Annotated in this window: 18 protein-coding genes and 1 pseudogene; 5 read left to right on the forward strand and 14 right to left on the reverse strand. The window is 61.8% G+C overall.

Going from position 1 to position 17541, the window contains the following annotated elements:
- Nucleotides 1-4: 4 nt before the first annotated feature.
- The 5 genes from CXQ88_RS17745 to CXQ88_RS17765 are packed head-to-tail and all read right to left on the reverse strand — an operon-like array spanning nt 5 to nt 4016.
- On the reverse strand, nt 5-274 hold the full coding sequence (locus tag CXQ88_RS17745; protein WP_012623549.1) for a hypothetical protein: 270 nt from the start codon (nt 272-274) through the stop codon (nt 5-7).
- An 11-nt stretch (nt 275-285) separates the two neighbouring features.
- On the reverse strand, nt 286-882 hold the full coding sequence (locus CXQ88_RS17750) for a DUF6668 family protein (RefSeq protein ID WP_104045450.1): 597 nt from the start codon (nt 880-882) through the stop codon (nt 286-288).
- A 36-nt stretch (nt 883-918) separates the two neighbouring features.
- On the reverse strand, nt 919-2391 hold the full coding sequence (locus CXQ88_RS17755) for an AAA family ATPase (protein ID WP_104045451.1): 1473 nt from the start codon (nt 2389-2391) through the stop codon (nt 919-921).
- A gap of 42 nt (nt 2392-2433) precedes the next feature.
- The gene (locus CXQ88_RS17760) at nt 2434-2943 is read right to left on the reverse strand and encodes a hypothetical protein (protein ID WP_104045452.1); all 510 of its coding nucleotides are present in this window, start codon (nt 2941-2943) and stop codon (nt 2434-2436) included.
- Nucleotides 2940-4016: a CHAP domain-containing protein gene (locus CXQ88_RS17765; protein WP_104045453.1), complete on the reverse strand. Its 1077-nt coding sequence runs from the start codon at nt 4014-4016 to the stop codon at nt 2940-2942. Before CXQ88_RS17765 ends, CXQ88_RS17760 begins: the two co-directional genes overlap by 4 nt.
- A gap of 174 nt (nt 4017-4190) precedes the next feature.
- Here CXQ88_RS17765 and CXQ88_RS17770 point away from each other — a divergent pair, with 174 nt between their 5' ends.
- On the forward strand, nt 4191-5342 hold the full coding sequence (locus CXQ88_RS17770) for an alpha/beta hydrolase family protein (RefSeq protein WP_104045454.1): 1152 nt from the start codon (nt 4191-4193) through the stop codon (nt 5340-5342).
- On the opposite strand, the gene CXQ88_RS17775 is transcribed toward CXQ88_RS17770, so the two are convergent.
- Genes CXQ88_RS17775 through CXQ88_RS17785 form a run of 3 tightly spaced genes read right to left on the reverse strand, consistent with a single transcriptional unit; the run spans nt 5339 to nt 7153 of the window.
- The gene (locus CXQ88_RS17775; RefSeq protein WP_258061979.1) at nt 5339-6250 is read right to left on the reverse strand and encodes a hypothetical protein; all 912 of its coding nucleotides are present in this window, start codon (nt 6248-6250) and stop codon (nt 5339-5341) included. The two genes, CXQ88_RS17770 and CXQ88_RS17775, sit on opposite strands and share 4 nt — an antisense overlap.
- 3 nt (nt 6251-6253) lie before the next feature.
- Nucleotides 6254-6700, reverse strand: a complete 447-nt coding sequence (locus CXQ88_RS17780; protein WP_104045455.1) for a hypothetical protein — start codon at nt 6698-6700, stop codon at nt 6254-6256.
- A complete protein-coding gene (locus CXQ88_RS17785; RefSeq protein WP_104045456.1) occupies nt 6701-7153 on the reverse strand; it encodes a hypothetical protein in 453 nt (150 codons plus the stop codon).
- 633 nt (nt 7154-7786) lie between these two features.
- On the opposite strand from CXQ88_RS17785, the gene CXQ88_RS17790 reads away from it, so the two are divergent.
- Nucleotides 7787-8017, forward strand: a complete 231-nt coding sequence (locus CXQ88_RS17790) for a hypothetical protein (RefSeq protein ID WP_258061980.1) — start codon at nt 7787-7789, stop codon at nt 8015-8017.
- Between the two features lie 236 nt (nt 8018-8253).
- Entirely contained in the window at nt 8254-10074 is a 1821-nt protein-coding gene (locus tag CXQ88_RS17795) for a MarR family transcriptional regulator (RefSeq protein ID WP_104045457.1), read from the forward strand.
- Nucleotides 10075-10151: 77 nt separating this feature from the next.
- On the opposite strand, the gene CXQ88_RS17800 is transcribed toward CXQ88_RS17795, so the two are convergent.
- From CXQ88_RS17800 to CXQ88_RS17815, 4 genes are all read right to left on the reverse strand, one after another.
- On the reverse strand, nt 10152-10712 hold the full coding sequence (locus tag CXQ88_RS17800) for a hypothetical protein (RefSeq protein WP_104045458.1): 561 nt from the start codon (nt 10710-10712) through the stop codon (nt 10152-10154).
- Nucleotides 10709-11479, reverse strand: a complete 771-nt coding sequence (locus CXQ88_RS17805) for a ParA family protein (RefSeq protein WP_104045459.1) — start codon at nt 11477-11479, stop codon at nt 10709-10711. Before CXQ88_RS17805 ends, CXQ88_RS17800 begins: the two co-directional genes overlap by 4 nt.
- Nucleotides 11480-12966: 1487 nt before the next feature.
- The gene (locus CXQ88_RS17810) at nt 12967-13686 is read right to left on the reverse strand and encodes a helicase associated domain-containing protein (protein ID WP_181037592.1); all 720 of its coding nucleotides are present in this window, start codon (nt 13684-13686) and stop codon (nt 12967-12969) included.
- Complete coding sequence (locus CXQ88_RS17815; RefSeq protein ID WP_104045460.1) at nt 13687-14259, reverse strand: recombinase family protein; 573 nt, start codon at nt 14257-14259, stop codon at nt 13687-13689.
- Between the two features lie 276 nt (nt 14260-14535).
- On the opposite strand from CXQ88_RS17815, the gene CXQ88_RS17820 reads away from it, so the two are divergent.
- The gene (locus tag CXQ88_RS17820) at nt 14536-14793 is read left to right on the forward strand and encodes a hypothetical protein (protein ID WP_104045461.1); all 258 of its coding nucleotides are present in this window, start codon (nt 14536-14538) and stop codon (nt 14791-14793) included.
- Between the two features lie 76 nt (nt 14794-14869).
- Here the strand turns inward: CXQ88_RS17820 and CXQ88_RS17825 are convergent.
- Together CXQ88_RS17825 and CXQ88_RS17830 are read right to left on the reverse strand one after the other, a co-directional pair.
- Nucleotides 14870-15847 (reverse strand): annotated as a pseudogene (locus CXQ88_RS17825) (IS481 family transposase).
- A 66-nt stretch (nt 15848-15913) separates the two neighbouring features.
- Nucleotides 15914-16645 (reverse strand): alpha/beta fold hydrolase, encoded by a 732-nt coding sequence (locus tag CXQ88_RS17830; protein WP_104045462.1) that lies wholly within the window; start codon nt 16643-16645, stop codon nt 15914-15916.
- A 73-nt stretch (nt 16646-16718) separates the two neighbouring features.
- Between CXQ88_RS17830 and CXQ88_RS17835 the strand changes: the two genes are divergently transcribed.
- Nucleotides 16719-17453 carry a helix-turn-helix transcriptional regulator gene (locus CXQ88_RS17835; RefSeq protein ID WP_104045463.1) on the forward strand — a complete coding sequence of 245 codons (735 nt, stop codon included), beginning with the start codon at nt 16719-16721 and terminating at the stop codon, nt 17451-17453.
- The last annotated feature ends 88 nt before the right edge of the window (nt 17454-17541 follow it).

A 17541-nucleotide genomic window follows, 5' to 3' on the forward strand; every position in this document is an offset into this window, starting at 1 on the left:
TGGCTTAGACGAAGGCGCGGACGATACCGGCGGCACCGGTAATGATGATGCAGCCCAGGAGGACCCAGCCGAGTTTGCCAATAGCCTGTGCGCCTTCACCGCGCTGCAGCTGGATGACCATGCCGATGCCGACGATGATGACGCCCAAGACGCCCAGAACCAGGCCGATGCCGGAGGCCCAGTTCAGGACCAGGAGTAGCCCGTCTGCCTCTGCAGGGATGGTCGGAGTGGGGTTGGGGATGACGCCGGTTGCAAGTGCGGAGAAGTAGTTCATGGTGAGACCTTTCAGTAAGCGGTGTTTGATGTGTCGGCAGCCAAGGTGGCTATGTCAGTAATGAAGCGTTGAAATTCGCGGGTCGGGACCGTGTCGTTTCCCAGCCGCCATGCCTCGACCCAAGGCAGGGTCCAGAGCCGGGGCGCTCCCCCGCCGACGATGGTGGCGAAGTCACGCAGCGCTTTGGGGGTCTTTCCCGGTGCGTCCGCCAGGATCACGAGGCCGAGCAGGTCAGCTTTCGGTGCGGCTCCTGACACCCATTGGGTCAGGGCGCTCCTTGCGGCTGTGAGGCCGCGCATGTCTGAGCGGCAGACCAGCAGCACCCGCGGCTCGCTTCCGTCCTGGAGGACGGGCCAACAGTGATTGGTGGCGCGTGCCCCAAGGAGGTCCGCGATTCTGCTTTCGCCTGCTCCCCCATGTGCGCCGATAATCCACAATGCGGCGGAACCGCTCATGGTGCGGCGGGCCAGTCTGTCCGCTGCGTCGGGTTCGACCATTCCCTTCAGAGGTGCACTGATGACTGCCGGCGGCATGTACGTACCCAGTGTTTCCTCTTCCGAGATGTCGGTAGTGGGGCTGGTGATCCAGGGGTTCAGGGTCTGTTGCATGGTTCCTCCTTTCGAAAGTCCGGATGATGGGTGGGTTTACAAGCCTTTGGCGACGGCGGCCGCGGCCGCCAGCCATGCGCGCTGGGTGGCAGGCTGGAGGGCTTCATAGCGGATGGGGCCGTTGACCAGCGCCGGATCGTAGGGAATCCGGACGACGGCCCGGACGAACGGTTCAAAGCCGTCCGCGATCCGCTGGGCCTCGTCCTTGGCCCGCTTCAAGGCGTCCCCTGACATGGCCCGCTTGGCGTCGGTGGATTCGGAGACGATGACAACGGCGTTGCGGGCCAGTTCAGCATCGTGGCCACCACGGGATTCGAGGGTCTGCAGCGTCAGCCGGGCAGCTTCTGCGCGGTCTTCAATGGCAGTCACCGGTACGACGAGCTGGTTGGTGTGGTGGATCATCCGGCGCCAGTTCGCTGCGCGGGCGGTGTTGCCCGAGTCCATGACCACCAGTCGGTAGTAGCGGGTGAGGACCTGGTGGGCGATGTCGACTTCCTCGGCGGTGACTTCGTGGTCGCCTTCTTCGTTTTCGTCCGAGCGCAGGACGTCGAACTTGTCGGCCGTTTGGTGGTGGACGTACTTGGCGATTTCGGCGGCGTTCGTGGACGGTGAGAGCAGTTCGGTCGAGGAATCGATCAGGTCCAGGACGCTGCGGTCGTGGGCGCCCTTTTCGGTCCGCCAGCCTAGGGTGCCTTGGGATTCGTTGTTGTCCCAGGCGACCGTCGCGGCCCCGCTGTAACGGGCGAGGATGGCCGAGAGCATGACGACCGTGGGGGTCTTGTTCGCCCCGCCCTTGCGGTTGACCACGGCGATGGTCCGGGGACCGGGCCAGTGCTGGCTAACCATGCGGATATCCTCCCGCTCGGAGAGTTCTTCGGCGGACGGGGCCATCCGGAAGCCAAGGCGCGTGAGCGCACCCCGCCAGCCCTGTGTGGCCGGCTCCAGGACGGGGGCGCTGACCAGGAACGAGGTTTCATTCAAACTGCGCCGGGTCGCCGGCCGTTCCTCCGTTAACACTGCCGTCTCCGGGTCCGAGGTGTCCGGCGCGGCCGTGGTCTCTGACGCAACGGGATTCGGCGGCCACTGCTGGCGGTCCACCGCGGCTGCGATGGCAACCGCCGGTTCGGCCGGTGCGGCAACAGGCTCAGGCGAAGGGGCCGGAACGGTATCAATGACGGCCGGAGCTGCCCTCTCTGACGTGGGCCCGGATGCTTCTGCCCGGCGTCGGGCGGGGCGTGGCTCGTAGGAGACGGATTCGATCCTGTTGTCCGGGTGCACGATCAGTTCACCGTGCCCTTCGGGATCCTCGATCTGGACCCTGACGGGACGGTTCAGTGTCTGCGCCTCGCCCACGACGAGGGCCATGGCGTTGTTGCGAAGATCCTGCAGGGACTCCCCGGCGGGGACGATGCGGGAGTTACCCGCGACGACGACCTCAGCCGTTCCGTTGTCACGGACGATGGCCCTGATGTTGGGAAAGGCCAGGACCTCGGTTGATGTGGTGCTCATGGGCTACTTCCTTTACGTGTGTGAGATGGACAGTTCCGGCGCTTAGGACGAGGGGGTCGTTAAGCGGGTGACCTTCCACGGCGCTTCCTCGCCCGTGCGGAGCAGCTGCACCCTGTACGTCCCGGCGTCAGTCGGTACATCTGCCTTGACGCCGTAGCCGTTGGCTTCATCGACGCTCAGCGTGGCCGGGCCGGTGACGCGGCTGGCGGGAATGTTGGCCGGGTCAACAGCCGAGTAATCGGCAGTGGTCTTTGGCGTCAGCCAGCGGGCAAGATCGTTAGCCCACTGCGTTTCCTCCACACCAGGGCGGGCAAAGTCCGCCATGGCCTTTTCAGCGACGTCAACAGCCGCGTCCTTGCTGGCCTGATCCCAGGTAATGCCGATCGTGGCCGGGACCGTACCCCCGGGAGCCTGCGGGCCGCTGCTTGCGCTCAGCGAAACGGGCGCTGAAGGCGTGGCGGTCGATTCTGCCGGTGCAGGCGTGGTGTTTGCTGCCGGTGCGCACGCGGCGCAGAGCAGGGCTACTGCGATGAGGGCCAGGGGCTTCTTCACTTTTTCTCCTCTTGGGTGGGCAGGTACAGGAAAGCTGAAGGGACGTCGCTGCTGACGGTCCGGGTGTAGTAGTTGTGGTCATCCGGGGGCGGGTTGCCGTTGTAGCCCTCTTCGACGTAGGTCCCGTTGTCCTTGACTTCCTTGACCACGGCGACGTGACCGTAGGTTGGGTCCGCTCCCCCTGCCCCGGGTGCGTACCAGACGACCGCGCCCACCCGAGGCGTTTTGCCCGTGGCCCAGCCTTTGGCGTCCCAGCCGGCCTTCCAAGTCAGCGCGGAACCCAGGCCCTGCCCGTCGGGGCGGAAGGTGCCGTTGAGGAACTTGAACGGTGCGCCGGCGGACCCCATCTGCTGGTTCACCCGCCACAGGGCAAAGTCCACGCATTCGCGGTAGAACATGCCGAGCGGCGACGCCGCTGCACCTGTTCCGGCCTGCATCCAGGTCGGTAAGTTCTTCCACGGGTAGTCATCCCCGGCGCCGGACTGTCCTAGGATGGCGCAGCCGCTGCCTTCCAGTGAGAATTGGCCGTCAGAGAGCGCCTGGACGAGTTTCACTGCCTCGGGCCAGTACCGCTGGTAGTGGTACGGGTCAGCGTTGCGCTGGACCTTGTTCCCGGCAATGGTGGGTTCCAACAGCTCCCAGCCGTCCACCTTCTGCAGCGCCTTGATGAAGTTTGTGGCGCTGATGGTCGGGTCCATGCGGTCTGCGTAGGAACCCCACGCGCCGTTGTCGCGTTGCTGGAACAACCCCCGGGAATCCGGGCCGGCACCATCGCCGTAGTCGAGAGCACGCAGCCCGGACTCCCCCAGGGCAACCATGACGCTGATCATTTGACCCTTCACGGGCAGATCCAAGGCCTTGCCGGCGCCCAGGATCGCCGCAGCATTCTTCAACTGCTCCTGAGAATAGCCATCGACTTTGGTGTCGCCGTTGATAGCCACTGAGACGGTCTGACCGCAGTCGCCAGCAGCGGACTTCGCTGGGGCAATAAGCAAGAGTATGGAGAAAACCAGCCCGAACAAGAGGCCGGGGACCACGATCAGCGCCACGAGGCCAAGCGACTTCCGTTGCATGTGGATCCCCCTTTGAGCCTCAGCTGTCGACTGGCTCGACCACAACGATACATGCATGTAGTGAACACGTACAACGCTTGTAGTGGGCATGTTCATATCTGGCACGCTAAGGGAACGTTACGATGATTGGGCTCCGTTCCTCTTCCCTGGCTCGGCACTGAAGGGTGACACCCAATGCTGACGACACCTCGCCGACTGGCCGGCTTGGCGTTCCTTGTACCGGCGGCCGCCCTTTCTGGATTCGCGGTTGTCATGGCCCGCAAGATCGTTAAACGGGGACCAAAGGACTACCGTCGTGCCGAACTGACAGATGATGGACGCAGAGTCCGCATCGATTTGGACGACTACACGAAAGCCCTTGGCGACTTTGGCGTGTTCGACCCTGTGGCAGAGCGCTACACGAGAGTCGGTGAGGTCACGCTGATCGATGAGGATCGAAAGTACGTGGAGCGGCGGATCCATCCCTCGGGCTCGGGGCCGGCGTCCTTGGGGCCCCTGGTCGATTGGACCCCCGATGTGTTCTTTGAACCCTCTGCTGTGGCCGGACGGTTTGAAGAGGTGCACATCCCCACCGTCTACGGCGTGGCGCCCGCGTGGTTGTTCGAAAGAAAGAAGACAGACACATGGGTGATCCATATCCATGGCAGCTGGACCGACCGCTCGATCATGTTCCGGGACGTCCACGCTTTCGGTCCCTTGGGATTTACCTCCTTGGTTCCGTCATTCCGGAGTGACCAAGAGGTCAGCCCACCGCAGGCCGAATCGAGCCACCTTGGGCAAACCGAATGGCGTGATGTGGAAAGCGCTGTGGCCTACGCCGTGGCTCATGGAGCGAAGCGAATCATCCTCTCGGGCTGGTCAATGGGTGGGACCATTGCCCTGCTCACAGCGGAGCGCAGCACTTACCGGGACCGGATTGTCGGGGTCGTCCTGGTAGGGCCGGTCACGAGCTGGCGTAAGACCATCACAGCGGGGGCGGCGCGGGCAGGGGTGCCGACGGTAGGGGCCGGCCTTGTCATGTGCCTGTTGCAGGCCCCCCCGTTCGCGAGGATGCTCGGGCTGGAGGAACCGATCGATTTCGATGCACTTGAATGGGTCGATGTACCTAACCGGGTGGCAGTCCCGACGCTGGTCTTGCACTCCAGCGCAGATCAAGAGGTTCCCTGGGAGTTCTCGGTGGCGTTCCAACGCGCGAATCCTGACACCGTCACCCTGATTCCCCTACCCGAGGCGCACCATACCCAAGAGTGGAATGCCTCTCCTCGTGCTTTCACCAATGAACTCACGAGCTGGATCAGCAAAACGATCTTGACTGAGCAAGGCTAAGTCTGCGCGTCTAGCTTGGCCTCAATTTGGCTTATTCTGCCCTGGACAGGCTCCGGGAATGTCGTCATGTTCCCCCGCTGGTAGTTGTGCAGAACAATGAGGCTTTTGTAGACCCCGTTTTCGAGCGTTTCATTGAAAAGGTCCCTAGCCGGACTGACTCGGGAGTGATCTGCATTGACCCTGATCCTCAACGCAGTCAGCCAGAGCGCATCGATCATCCAGAGCCGCAACTTCGGCAGCTGCTTCGACAGGAAGAGAATCAGCCACCCCGCGGCCGTCACCGAGAGGCCGGCGTAGAAAAGACGGTCAAACCAAGCTCCGATTGCCTCTGCGAAGGTATGCCAGGGCGAGAAATGGAAGAGCAGTACGTACGTGATGTGGCACGAGCAAGCCGCCGCAACCACGAGCAGGCCCGCTGAGAATGTTGCGTACAGGCCCCTCGCCTTGTGCCGAAGCATGTAGATGATCCTGAGCACGGTGAACAGCAACGCGAGCATGTAGGTGCCGCTGTACGTGGCAGTCGCGAGCTGGTCCATGCGGGAATCAATGAAGTCCGCCGAGGTTGGAGCTTTGTCCTTAATTAGGGCGAAGCCGACAATCATGATGGGAATGCTCAGCAACGGAGCGTAGTAAGTCCACCTGACTGGTACGTTCGCTAACCGCCGCACGCTGTCGTTGAAGAAGAAGATCGCCAGTAGCGCGAAGATGGCTTGAAGTAGGTTCGTCACGTTGACGCCACCGAGATAGCTGTCGATGGTCGCTAGCGGTGTAACAGTTCCCAGGACATAGAGCGCCGCGACGCCGAACACCGATGCTACCCACGACGCCCGGGCTTCCGCCGCCTTGACCACTGAGGGGATTCGAAGGAGGCATAGGGCAGTCAGCAGCGCAAAGAGCAGCAGTTTCATGGTCTAGAGGAAAGGCTCAGGCTCGAACGAGCTGCGTGTGCGGGTCTTTTTCGACATCTCGAAAGCGAACTCCTCTACCCAGCGTTCGACAGGATGATTCGGAACAGACCGACAAGTGATACTGATTGCATCCGCAGTTTCCCGCAGCATCTCCTCCGAGAGATCCGGCAGAGCCAAGCAAGTCCGAAAGCTCTCCAAATAGATGTGCCCAAGCTCGTGATAGATGCAATGAAGTTTGTACTGCTGCGACTTCTGCGGCGGGAAGTAAACGTTTATGCGATCTTCAAACTCAGCTTTGAAGGCCGTCAACGCACCCCAGGACTCTTTGTACTCGACCAGATTGATCGGCTTCTCACACATCACGGTCAAGCGCTCGACAACTTCCTCCATCGACGTTGTACCGTCTCCACATAGCTCCTGGACCATTTCTGCGACCGGCGGGAGGCTCATTCAGTCTTCCTCTTCGCCGTTCATCGATCCATCGATGATCCTGGTGATCGTCTTCAGCATCTCGGGCGAGGTGGCCCCCAGGTTTCTTGCGGCAAAGTTCTTTACCTTGAGCTTGCGCATCTGGACAAGGAACTCCATGCGCGCTTCTACTTCCGGGGGAGTCTCGCTGTTGAGATCGCACAGATAACTGGCGGGTACGGCAAAGACGTACTCTGCTATGCCCTTCAGCAGTTCCTGATCTGTCACCAGGCTGCCGCTGCCATTGATCAAGTAGGACCACCGTGTCCGAGACAGCTGGATTCCGTGAGCGGAGAGTGCTTCTTCCACATGGGGGTACGTGAGCGCAGTGTTGTGATCGGACTCCCAGATATCCACCAGGATGCCCATGCGATCCGCCAGCCGCTCTTTCTTCTGTTGCTGCGTAAGAAACACGCTGCGGCCCCCATTTGCCATCTTTACAGCTCCTTAGCCAAGCTCAGCAACTCGTGTAGACCGCCACACAAAGCAGGCGGCAGCTGACACAAAATGTTACCCGATGACTTCCGGCGGGTATAGGCAATGAGTTGTTCATGTGCGAAGCATGTATGTAGTCTGTCGCTTGCATGGTCTTTGACCACTAGAGAATTTCACGGTTGCAGTCATCAATTACATGTAGAGCGCGGAAGGAGGATGCGAGGACAGTGCAACCTTGCGTTGGGACAGAACACAGGTGCAGCCCGTGGCAAAGGCAGCGAAGGGCCCATGCCGGACTGCTGGGTCCCAGGAGCCACCAGCGGAGAGTCCGCGTCACCACCATGTCATCGGGATGAAAGACTTTCCGACCCTAAGGACGTGTTGCAGGTGCCTTCATGTACTTCGTGCCCGGCCAGCGCGTGGGCAACCGCCGGGGTGCGCATGACTGTTTCCGTTTCAACACGCCGGGAACTGTTTCTGTTTCAATACCGAAGCATGGAAGTCCCCGGTGGTAGTTTCAGTTTCAGAGGAGCTTGAAGCCCAAAATTTCACTCCTTAGAGCCACAAGGAATTCGGCTCGACCACTCTATTGAAGTAAAGGCAGCCACGGTTGCCATAGTTCAAAGGACAGGGATGATGGCTCCAGCTACTCGTACAGGCAGGCGCTCCAAAGGCGACCGCAAATTTGTCGGATTCCGCATCGCTACCCCGAAAGCCGATGCAATGGAGGAAATTGCAAAAGCGGAGGGTTACCAGTACGTCAGCGACTGGCTGTCCGACGTGGTCGAAGAACGCTTGGCCAACACCCGACTTCACGCAATCGTTCAGCAAGAGGAGTTGCCGCTTGGCCGCTTAGCTTCTTAAAAGTTGAAGGCCCGCACGAGGCGGGCCTTCGAAGCTTCTGATTCACGCACTGGGATGCTTGCCGGCGAACAGTTCGCGAATCGTTTGGAAGTCCTTTCCAGGGCTTCATTTGTGTAAAAAACCGATCCGCCAAGATCGGCCCCTTTTCATTGCCTCTCACAGCAACTCTCCCCGAAAGGATTGTTCCCATCGTACATGGACACCCATGTGCGTCGCCAGCCATACCTCTCTCTGGCGTGTCGCGCAACCTCTCAACGGGCTCGCCCGCCGAAGCATGGGCCGCCCTCGCACCCGTTCTCGCGGGTCAGCCCCGGGTCCGGCTTTCAAAGGACGCCGGCAAGAGCTATCCACAAAAACATGAACGAAATCTCACCGACGTACTTCCTTCGGTTCCCGCCGCGGTTCGGATCTTCGGCAAGGACGGCACCTGCGCTGCGATCTTCCTCGACTTCGACTCCTCGGTAGCCGGACCGGATTGGGTCCAGGCCGATGTCCGTGCCGTCCAGACCTGGCTGCACTCGGTCGGGGCGCGCTGGATTGAGGACTACTCGCCCAACGGCGGCCGCCACGTCTACATCCCACTGGCGCAGCGGGTCACCTTCTCCGAAGCGCGTGATCTTGTCGAGGCGCTGGGCACCCGGTACCGGACCCTGGACAAGACCCCGCACCAAAACATGCTCCACGGCTGCATGCGAACACCCGGCTCACCGCACAAACGCGGCGGCCACCAGGAACTGGCAATGAGCCTCTCCATGGCCTACGACATCGCCCGCCGGCCCAACAGCGCCGCCGTTTGGACCGCCATGACCAAGGACCTAGCCGCAGAGATCAAGGCTGTCCGGGCCCTCCGGCAGGAAGAAACCTTCACCCCCGCAACCCCGGACGCACCGGTCATCGACCAGCCCGCCGGACGCATGTCCCGGGCAATGCAGGTGCTCGCCCAGACCGGACTGTACGACACCAACCAGTACGCCTCGGACTCCGAAGCACGCCAGGCCGTCATCCTGTCCGCGGCGGCCGCCGGCCTCGAGCTGGTCGATGTTGAACGCCGTATGCTCCAGGGAACCTGGCCCGGGCTCGCCTCCTTCTACGCCCGGTACGCAGCCCGTCACCGGCTCCCGTCCCTGCGCCGCGACTGGATGAGCGCCCTTAGCTACCTCAGCAAAAATGAGGCCAAAAACGATCCGAATAACAATGTCCGCAAATCCCCCACAAGCCAGCCAAATACACAGGGGGGAGGGGTAAAGGGTTCCTCCTCAAATTCAAATCCCGATGCAGAGCAACGGTTCATCCGGACCTGGCGTAGTGCACTCAGGATCAGGGAGGTGAACTACCAGGCATCCAAGACGGGAATGGCACGCCGAATGGTGCTACGGGCAGTGGGGGAGGCAGCCCACATGACAGCTTCCCGGTTCATCGAATTCGGCGTCCGGTCTATCGCCGTGGCCACCGGCCTTGACCACACCACCGTGGGTCTCCACTTGAGGGAGCTGCGTGCTGAGAAGGATCCCCTGGTCACGCTGGTGGAAGAAGCTCGTGGGACCAAAGGCGATCTGTACATGCTGACCGTGCCCGAAGAGCTGAAGACTGCCGCCGAAGATGCGACGTGGCAGAAGGGAAAGATCCACGCCCTGCGCCCGGTGTTCCGGGAGCTGGGACTGCCGGCCGCCTTTGTCTACGAGGCCCTGGAGCACTCCCCCGCCATGCCGACATCGGAAATTGTCCGTGCCACGCGTCTATCGAGGTCAGCGGTGCACGAGGCCCTCGAAGTTCTTACGGCATGGAACCTGGTGGCTCGCGACGTTCGCAGGGCCTGGTCGGTCATTACGGCGACGTCATTGAGACAGCTCGCGGAACAGTTTGGAGTCCTGGAGGCAGTGGCGGCGCAGGTGCAGAGGTACCGGACAGACCGGATCATCTGGCGGGAGTGGCTGGCCAAGAACGTCACCACCGTCGCCGAGCTCCTCTCCCCCGGTGAGGACTACCCGTGGGAAATGTTCGAGGGACCGCCCGATGAGTGGTCACTGTCCGACATGGCCTTCAGACAATCGGCCTGACTCATCCCCCGGGCAAAGGGAGGCCATGCTTTCATGCATGAATGAATGCAAGAAAGCATGGCCAGGGGAAATGCGGGTTAGCGGTTTGAACCCCAGCGCATCCGGACACCCTGCTCGATCGCGTCTCGCAGGGTGACGCCCTCGTTTTCTTGGGCGTCGTAGAGCAGATCCAGGATCTCCTGGGACACGCGGGTGCTAAGCGGGAAGGTGACCTCGCGGCGCTGGGACTTCTTGTTTGTAGTCGCTTTGGCCTTCGACGCTCTGGACGCCTGGCGGGCAGGAGCAGGTGCCGGCGACTCGAAGGGAACCGCGACCGCTGCAGGTGCAGCCTGGGCAGGTATTTCCTGGATCGACGCCTCCAATGCAGCCTCTGGCTCTGGCGCTGAGACGGGCTCTGGCGCTGTGACGGGCTCTGCCGCGGGAGTGCGAACCGCAGCCGGCGCTGCTTCCTCGGCCGGATCCTTCTCCCCTTCCCCACTGACGGGGGTGGCCGCAGCCTGGACCGGGGCGGCCGCCGGAGCTGCCGGGGTATGCGTTGCCGGGTTGTAGTCGACAGGGTCCACCGTCTCATCCGGCGCGGGCCGGGGCCTGCGCCGCAGCTGTGCCGGTCGGTCTTTGATTACGCTTGCCTCGGTCATCGGATGATCTCTTTCATCAGCTCGGTGTAGGCCTCTACTACCGGCAGGCCTTTGCGGTACTCCCCGTACCACTCCTGGGTCATGCGCATCTCTTGGACGATGGTACGGTGCGGGACCAGCGGGGTGAGCAGCATCGCGGTTTCGCGCAGCTCCTCGATGCTGGCGACCGCGATTCTGGACATGACGGTGGAGGCAACGGCGCCGACGATGATGCCGGCTTCATGGAGGTTGTCGGGCGCTCCCATGCGCTTGCGTGAGGTGCGGAACTGTTCAACGCTGCGGCGGGCACCCGCTACCCCATCGACACCGTCCACCGTGGCGCCGGCGGCGTACACGATGGTGTCCGCTGCGTTGAGCGCGGAGAGAGTGAGCGGCCCCCCCTGACGGTTCGGGCAGTCGATGATGACGACGTCGGCGTCGATTCCCGTCAGGGATGTCTTCAGACGGAGTTCCGCGTGATCGGCCCGGTCTGCTTCACGGTTGGAGACGCTGCGGGCAGACGGAACGACGCGGAGGTTGGGGAACCAGCTGGACTCCACGGCTAGGTCTTCAGCCCAACCCTCGGGGTCCGGGTCGCCCAGGATGGCACCGACGTGGAGGCCAGACTCCTTCGGTTCCACCCCGATCCACTTGGTTGCGGCGGCACGCGGGTCGAGATCAACGAGGACGACTTTGCGTCCCGAGGCGGCAGTTACAGCGGCGAGAGAGACAGCTGACGTCGTCTTGGTGGCGCCACCTGACTCGCTGTAAACCATGATTGTTTGCATAGGTTCAAGCTTCCCCGGCGCATGTGTGCGTTACAAGGAGCCACGCCGACCACTCCCCCGCTGTGATCAAACTGGCATGACAGATTTCTTCCATTCATGCATGAATGCAAGAACGCACGCACGAATTCTGCGTTTTCTCCTGCCGGGCGTTGCCGATGCCAACCGGCACGTCGACCGCTCCCCTACCTCACCAGGGCCACGGCTTAATTCCCTTGCTGGCTCGGGCGTCCTCCAGTCCCCCTGCCTGTCTTTCTTGCATCCATTCATGCATGAATGGATGCAAGACACCGCCGTCTTGGGAGGATGATCAGACAGGGGGCTGAACGAGTCGGGAGCCTATCACCAGATGGCTAGGCTCAAGTTACATCCTTGCCTGCCCTCTGCAATGCCACCATGCATTCATGCATGAAGGCAGGAATCCACGCCTGCCGTCATGCGGGAATGCTTACAACAACGCTGGAAGGCATGCATGCTGGCGTTCTGGCTTGCATGCCTGCGCCTAAGCTGGCTGGCCACCTGGCTTGCTTTAGTGAATGCTGTCCGGTCCGGGCCCAGACTTCATGTCCCGCACGCCCATTCATGCATGAATGAATGCATGCCTTTCCGTACTGCTCGGGTGATCTTCGAGATTGGGGATTAGTCGACCCAAGGAGGCCCAAGAACTGCCGCGGCTCCGAATGTTCATGAAAGCAGGCAAGCCAGCCTGTTAGAGCTTTGGAGCTAGGTCAATCTTTCAAGCATGAATGAATGCCTGTTCGCAGTGCCGGACCGACTCCTTCCGTTTTTCTTTCTTTCATGCATGAAAGACGGAATGGCACATCGGAAGCTGGCATACCCAGGCGGAGCATATATTCCGGAAAGAAAGTGGGAGCGCATGCATTCATGTATGAAGGAAGGAATGCATGCCGTCTGGCCCGGGAAGCCACCTACCCCTTGCTGCCGCCACGCCTTCCGCCCGCCCGCGCTTGGTCGGCCCCGCCCCGGCCACCGTAGCCTCTCGCGATCCCCGTCTTGTGACCTTCCGGTGTCGTCCATGCTGGTGGGGGAGGCACGGGCCGGGCGCGCGCGCCAGAATGCAGGAATACTCGCGCGCACGCTTGCGTGCCATCTTGCTTGCTGCCCTGCTGTCCCGCTGGCCTGCCAGCACGCATGCATGCGTACATTCATGCATGAATGAACGCATGGCGGGTGGCAGGAAGGCTTGCCGGGTTGGCTTGCCACGGCCCGTCGTCGAAGGTCTCGCCGAGGACGGTGTTGACGTTCGTCTCGGCCTCGATCAGCAGGCGTTTTGGGCGCAGTCCTCGGGGGCCAAAGGGGACGGGCGAATTTGATCCCTCATTGGGCTGTTCGAACGTGGAGTACGGCTTGTTCGATAACGATCGTTCTGGAGGTGTGTGTCTCCACGAAAATTCCACTCAACAACGACCCGTTTCATACCAACTTTCTAAGCCGCGCAGGTTGATGGTCGACAACGGGGTGTCTGGTCGCTACCTCTTATTCAGAACCTGTTGCCGGTATCGAAGCAGGTCAGAACTAGGGTCAGAAGGTTTTTGACCTCGGCTGGCACGGCGACCGCCCCTGTGGCCGCGGCCTTCCCGCCACCCGGGTAAGACCTCGTTCAGCTTCTTCTCCTTGGCAGGGGCCAGCCTGCCCTTACGGTAGTCAATCCGCTGCCCGTGCAGCCACACACCGAGAGTGCGTTCGTGGATGTCGTCCGTTTTCTGGTGCCTCGGCCAGTCGCCGCCGGCGACCCGGATTTTCTGCAGTTCCCCAAGTCGCTGCTGCCACCGGGCCTCGTCGTCGGCCTTCCGCGTCGAGGGCTTGTCCCATCCGGGGATGACCGCCAGGGCCTCGCGGTAGATGGGGGAGAGGCTCCCTTGTGCCGCCTCCCGGCGTCGGTGCACCAGCCACGCACCCAATGCGCGCTCCTTTGCCGTTTTGCCATGGGTGACGGGAAGTCTGCCTTCGGATTTGTGGAAGGCGATGACGGCGGCCAGATTGCGCAGGCCGACCTCGGAGGGGCGTCTGGCCGGAGGGGACAGAGCTGCTTTGTGTTCGTCCCGGATCCCAGGCTCTGCACGGGCAGCAATCTGCAGATGATAGCGGACCGTAGTCTCCGCGACGTCCTCTAGGGCGGCGATCTTTGATGTGGGGATGCCCTTCCGGTACATCATCACGAACTCCGGGTCAGGGGCGATGCGCTTCACTCAGGTCACCTCATTGCTTTCCATGCGCAGATAGCGGTACACCGTAGCCCGGCTGGCGCCGATGACCTTCCCGATGTCGGCAGGCGTCAGCCCTTGAGTCTTAAGATCGCGTGCACGCTTGACCTTCGCGTGGTCGGCGGTGACTTCCCGTCTCCCGGCCTTGCGCCCGTGTTCTGCGGCTGCTGCCATGCCTGCCCTGGTCCGCTCGGCCAGCTGATCGCGCTCGAGCTGGGCGAACGCCGACATCACGGTGAGCATGGCTCTGCCCATCGGCCCCGTTGTGCTGATGCCTTCCGTGACGCTGCGGAAATGCACGCCCCGGCGCTCCAAATCATCGATGAGGGCCAGCAGGTTGCGGGTATTGCGTCCAAGGCGGTCCAGCTTCCAGACCACGACCTCGTCACCGTCCCGCAGGTGATCGAGCATCTTGTCCAGCTCGGGCCGGCTGGCCCTTGATCCACTCACGCCATGGTCGATGAAGATCCGGTGACAGCCCGCGGCCTTCAACGCCGCGTGCTGCAGGTCCGCGTTCTGCTCTGTGGTGCTGACCCGGGCATATCCAATACTCCCCAAACCGACTCCTCATGGCTCATCAAAGGCCTCATTCCATTCAGATGAGAATAGACCGGTTGAGACACATTGTTGAGACGACCCACCGATCCCTGAACCGCTAGAAGGCAGGGCCTAGAAATATCCCCAAGAGCAACTCCCCCAATCTTGGTAAAGGATCCTTTGACAGGACAGCGACATAATGGTGCGAATGCTTGACCTTACTTGCCGGCGGCTGCGACACTCTTGCCCCGGGTGACGCGTTACACCTCCCGAATCGGAACGGCACGGGGAGTGACTATGACTGAACAGATCACCGCTACACACGCGTCCGGCGTCCGGCCGGACCTGTTCCTGCTGGGACAGGAACCCTCCGAAATCGCCGTGCCTGAGTGCGAAGCCGAGCGCCGGATCCGCCAGGCGCTTCACACCATGGAAGTGGACTGGGGCCGGGGCGTGTTTGACTACGGGAAAATCCGGGCCTTATTCACCAGCCGCAGCACCGAAACATGTCTGGGCGGGCACCGAAACGCAGAGCGGCCCACCAGTGCCGCATAATCCGGCGCTAACGTACTGGTGTTGACGGGAAGAGCTGGCCTGTAAGCATGCGTCATGATTCGGCCCAGGCAGATCTCTAGCTGTACTGAGCGGACACGTTGATCAATCGTGAGAAGGGCGGCTGGCTGCCGCATGCGGTGTGGGGTCGGTGATGTAGTAGTGCAGCCAGCCATGTAGCTCCCCACGACGCTCAGCCTCGGAGGTATAGTAGCGGGCGTAGGCTCATCCGTCGGCCAGGGTGCGGTGGAAGCGCTCGACCTTGCCGTTCGTCTGTGGGCGACACGGGCGGTGCGCTTGTGCTTGATTTCAAGTTCGGCGCATGTGCCCGCCACAAGTGTGAGCGGTAGGCGCCACCGTTGTCAGACAGAACGCGCTCGACGGTGATGCCCCGCTGGTTGAACCACTCGACAGCGCGAATGAGCACCGCTGTGGCAGTTTGGGCGGTTTCGTCATCATGGATTTGCGTAGGCGAGGCGGGAATGGTCGTCAATGACGGTGTGGACGTAGGCGTAGCCCAGAAGTGGGTCACTGTGTTCGTTACGCGGCTTGCGGGGTGTCTTGGCGCAGTTCTTCCCGCCTTGTCGGCGGCCGACGTAGCGCCAGCCTCCGCCTTCGGGGATGTGCCGAGCTTTTTCACAACTACATGGATCACGGTGCCGGGATGGTCGTGCTCATATCGACGGATCGGTTCACCGGTAGCACGGTCGACATGCGACAGGCGGTCCAGGTGAACCGAGGTGAGGACGCGGTGAACCGTCGATGGGGCAATCCCCAAACGGAAAGCCATCTGAACGGGCGCCTCGCGGAGATGCAAACGAAGGGTGATGCAACGACGACTGGTCTTCGCGCTGGTTTTGTTCGGCGAGTGGTGTGGCCGCGAGGATCGGTCCTGCATCGACTGGCCTACTCGGTACCGCTCGACCCCTCTCTTGACCGCGGGCCCCGAGACCTGGAATCGGGCGGCAACTTCGCTGATCGGCCAACCGTCATCGACGACGAGGTGGGTGACCTTTAGCCGGTGGCGCGGTGTGAGAGCAGCGTTTGGGTGGGCCATGAATTTCCTCGGAAACGGAAAGGGGCCAGCCGGATTCGGCTGACCCCTTCAGGTTGCGCGTGCAGTTCAGTTGGTTCGAGAAGCCTCTGACCGAATGGCCTTGGCGAGGTCGCGGGGACTGCTCCACATAGGCCAATGGCCCGTCGGGAGGTCAATGACGTCGAGGTGTTCAAGCTTCGCGACTTCTGTGAACATGGGATGACCGGTTTGGGCCAGCTCTAGCACCTGCGCACTAGGGATTGAGCAACAGACCAGGGTCGTCCGGACCTTGCGGCGGGCGTCGTTGGTGAGCTCAATGGGCTGACGAAGCACGGGACCGGGCTCAGGGACGGCTCGGGCCCGAAACTGCTCGAGGACCTCTGCGCTCAGGCCTTCGAGGCTCGCCTGCTGTGCGAGGACGTCGAAGGGCGGCAGCGGAAGCTCCTCCAACTCCTCCGGGAGGTCTGGGGCGAAGACACTTCCCGTCGCCACAGGGCCGGAGTCGACCCACACTACCCGGTGGACAAGCTCAGGGTATCGGTCCATGACGAGGCTGACGGGAGCGTTAGCCCCACTGTGGGCGACGAGAATTGCAGGCTGATTACCGTGTTGAGTAATGACGCCCAGGATTGCTTCAACCTGGGCGTCGAGGGTTTTAGTCGCACGCTCAGGGTCGTGTGCCTCGAGACCGGGCAGTGTCATCGCGATGGTACGAGGGTGGTCAGTTTTCAGGTGTTCAAGAACTTCATCCCACGCCCAAGCGCCCAGCCAGTGGCCGGCGATGAGAATGATGGTCGGACTGCTCATAGCGGTTGTCATGTCACAACTCTCGCAGGCCCTATGGACAATGGTATGTCACTATTTATGTCATGAATTTGCCTGGGTTTGAGCAGTGAAGCGAGCAGAACGGCTCCATGCTCTATCAGAGATGTTGCGCCGCAGCGGCGCACGGGGGGTTTCCGCCGAACGGTTGGCGAGAGAGTTCGAGGTGTCCGTGCGCACAATTAAGAGAGACCTCGATGCGCTGGAGAACAGCGGTGCGCTTATATGGTCGCGCCCAGGTCCGGGCGGTGGCTACGGATTGGCTATCGGCGCGTCCCTGCCGCCTGTCAGCCTGTTCCCGGCGCAGGCTGTGGCGCTCATGGCGGCTGTGTCCGCTGCACCCGATGCCCCCTACGCCGATCTGGCAGCAGCAGGTATCCAGAAGATCTTGGACGTCCTCGATCCCAGAACCCGAGCACGAGCCGACGAGCTGGCCCGCCGTGTTTGGGTCAACGCGCTTCCCTCCTCTTCGCGCGCGATTAAGTCGGCACTGGAGGAAGCGATGGCCGAGCAGCGAGTGATTCGTATTCGCTACACATCGAGAGACGGGACCACGACCACCCGTGACGTTGAGCCCGTGCTGTTCGCCTCCACGAACGGCCAGTGGTACCTAGTTGGGTGGTGTCGAATGCGCGATGCAATGCGATGGTTTACCGTGTCCCGCATCGAGCAGGCCACCGTAACTAAGGCGGCCTGCAGTGGCCACACCATCCACGAGGTTGGAGAACCCCCAGCGAACGCCAGACCGGTACACGGTCGGAGCGAAGTGAGCCACTCAATCACCGCCTCCGGTCAGTACATCTAGCGATCGACTGAGCTTTAGCTGGCGGCGAAGACGCCCACCACCCATGCAGGTGGGTAACTCCACTGAGTGACAGGTGCACCGGCTGCTG

The sequence above is a fragment of the Arthrobacter sp. ZGTC412 genome, assembly GCF_002929215.1.
Classification (GTDB): Bacteria; Actinomycetota; Actinomycetes; order Actinomycetales; family Micrococcaceae; genus Arthrobacter.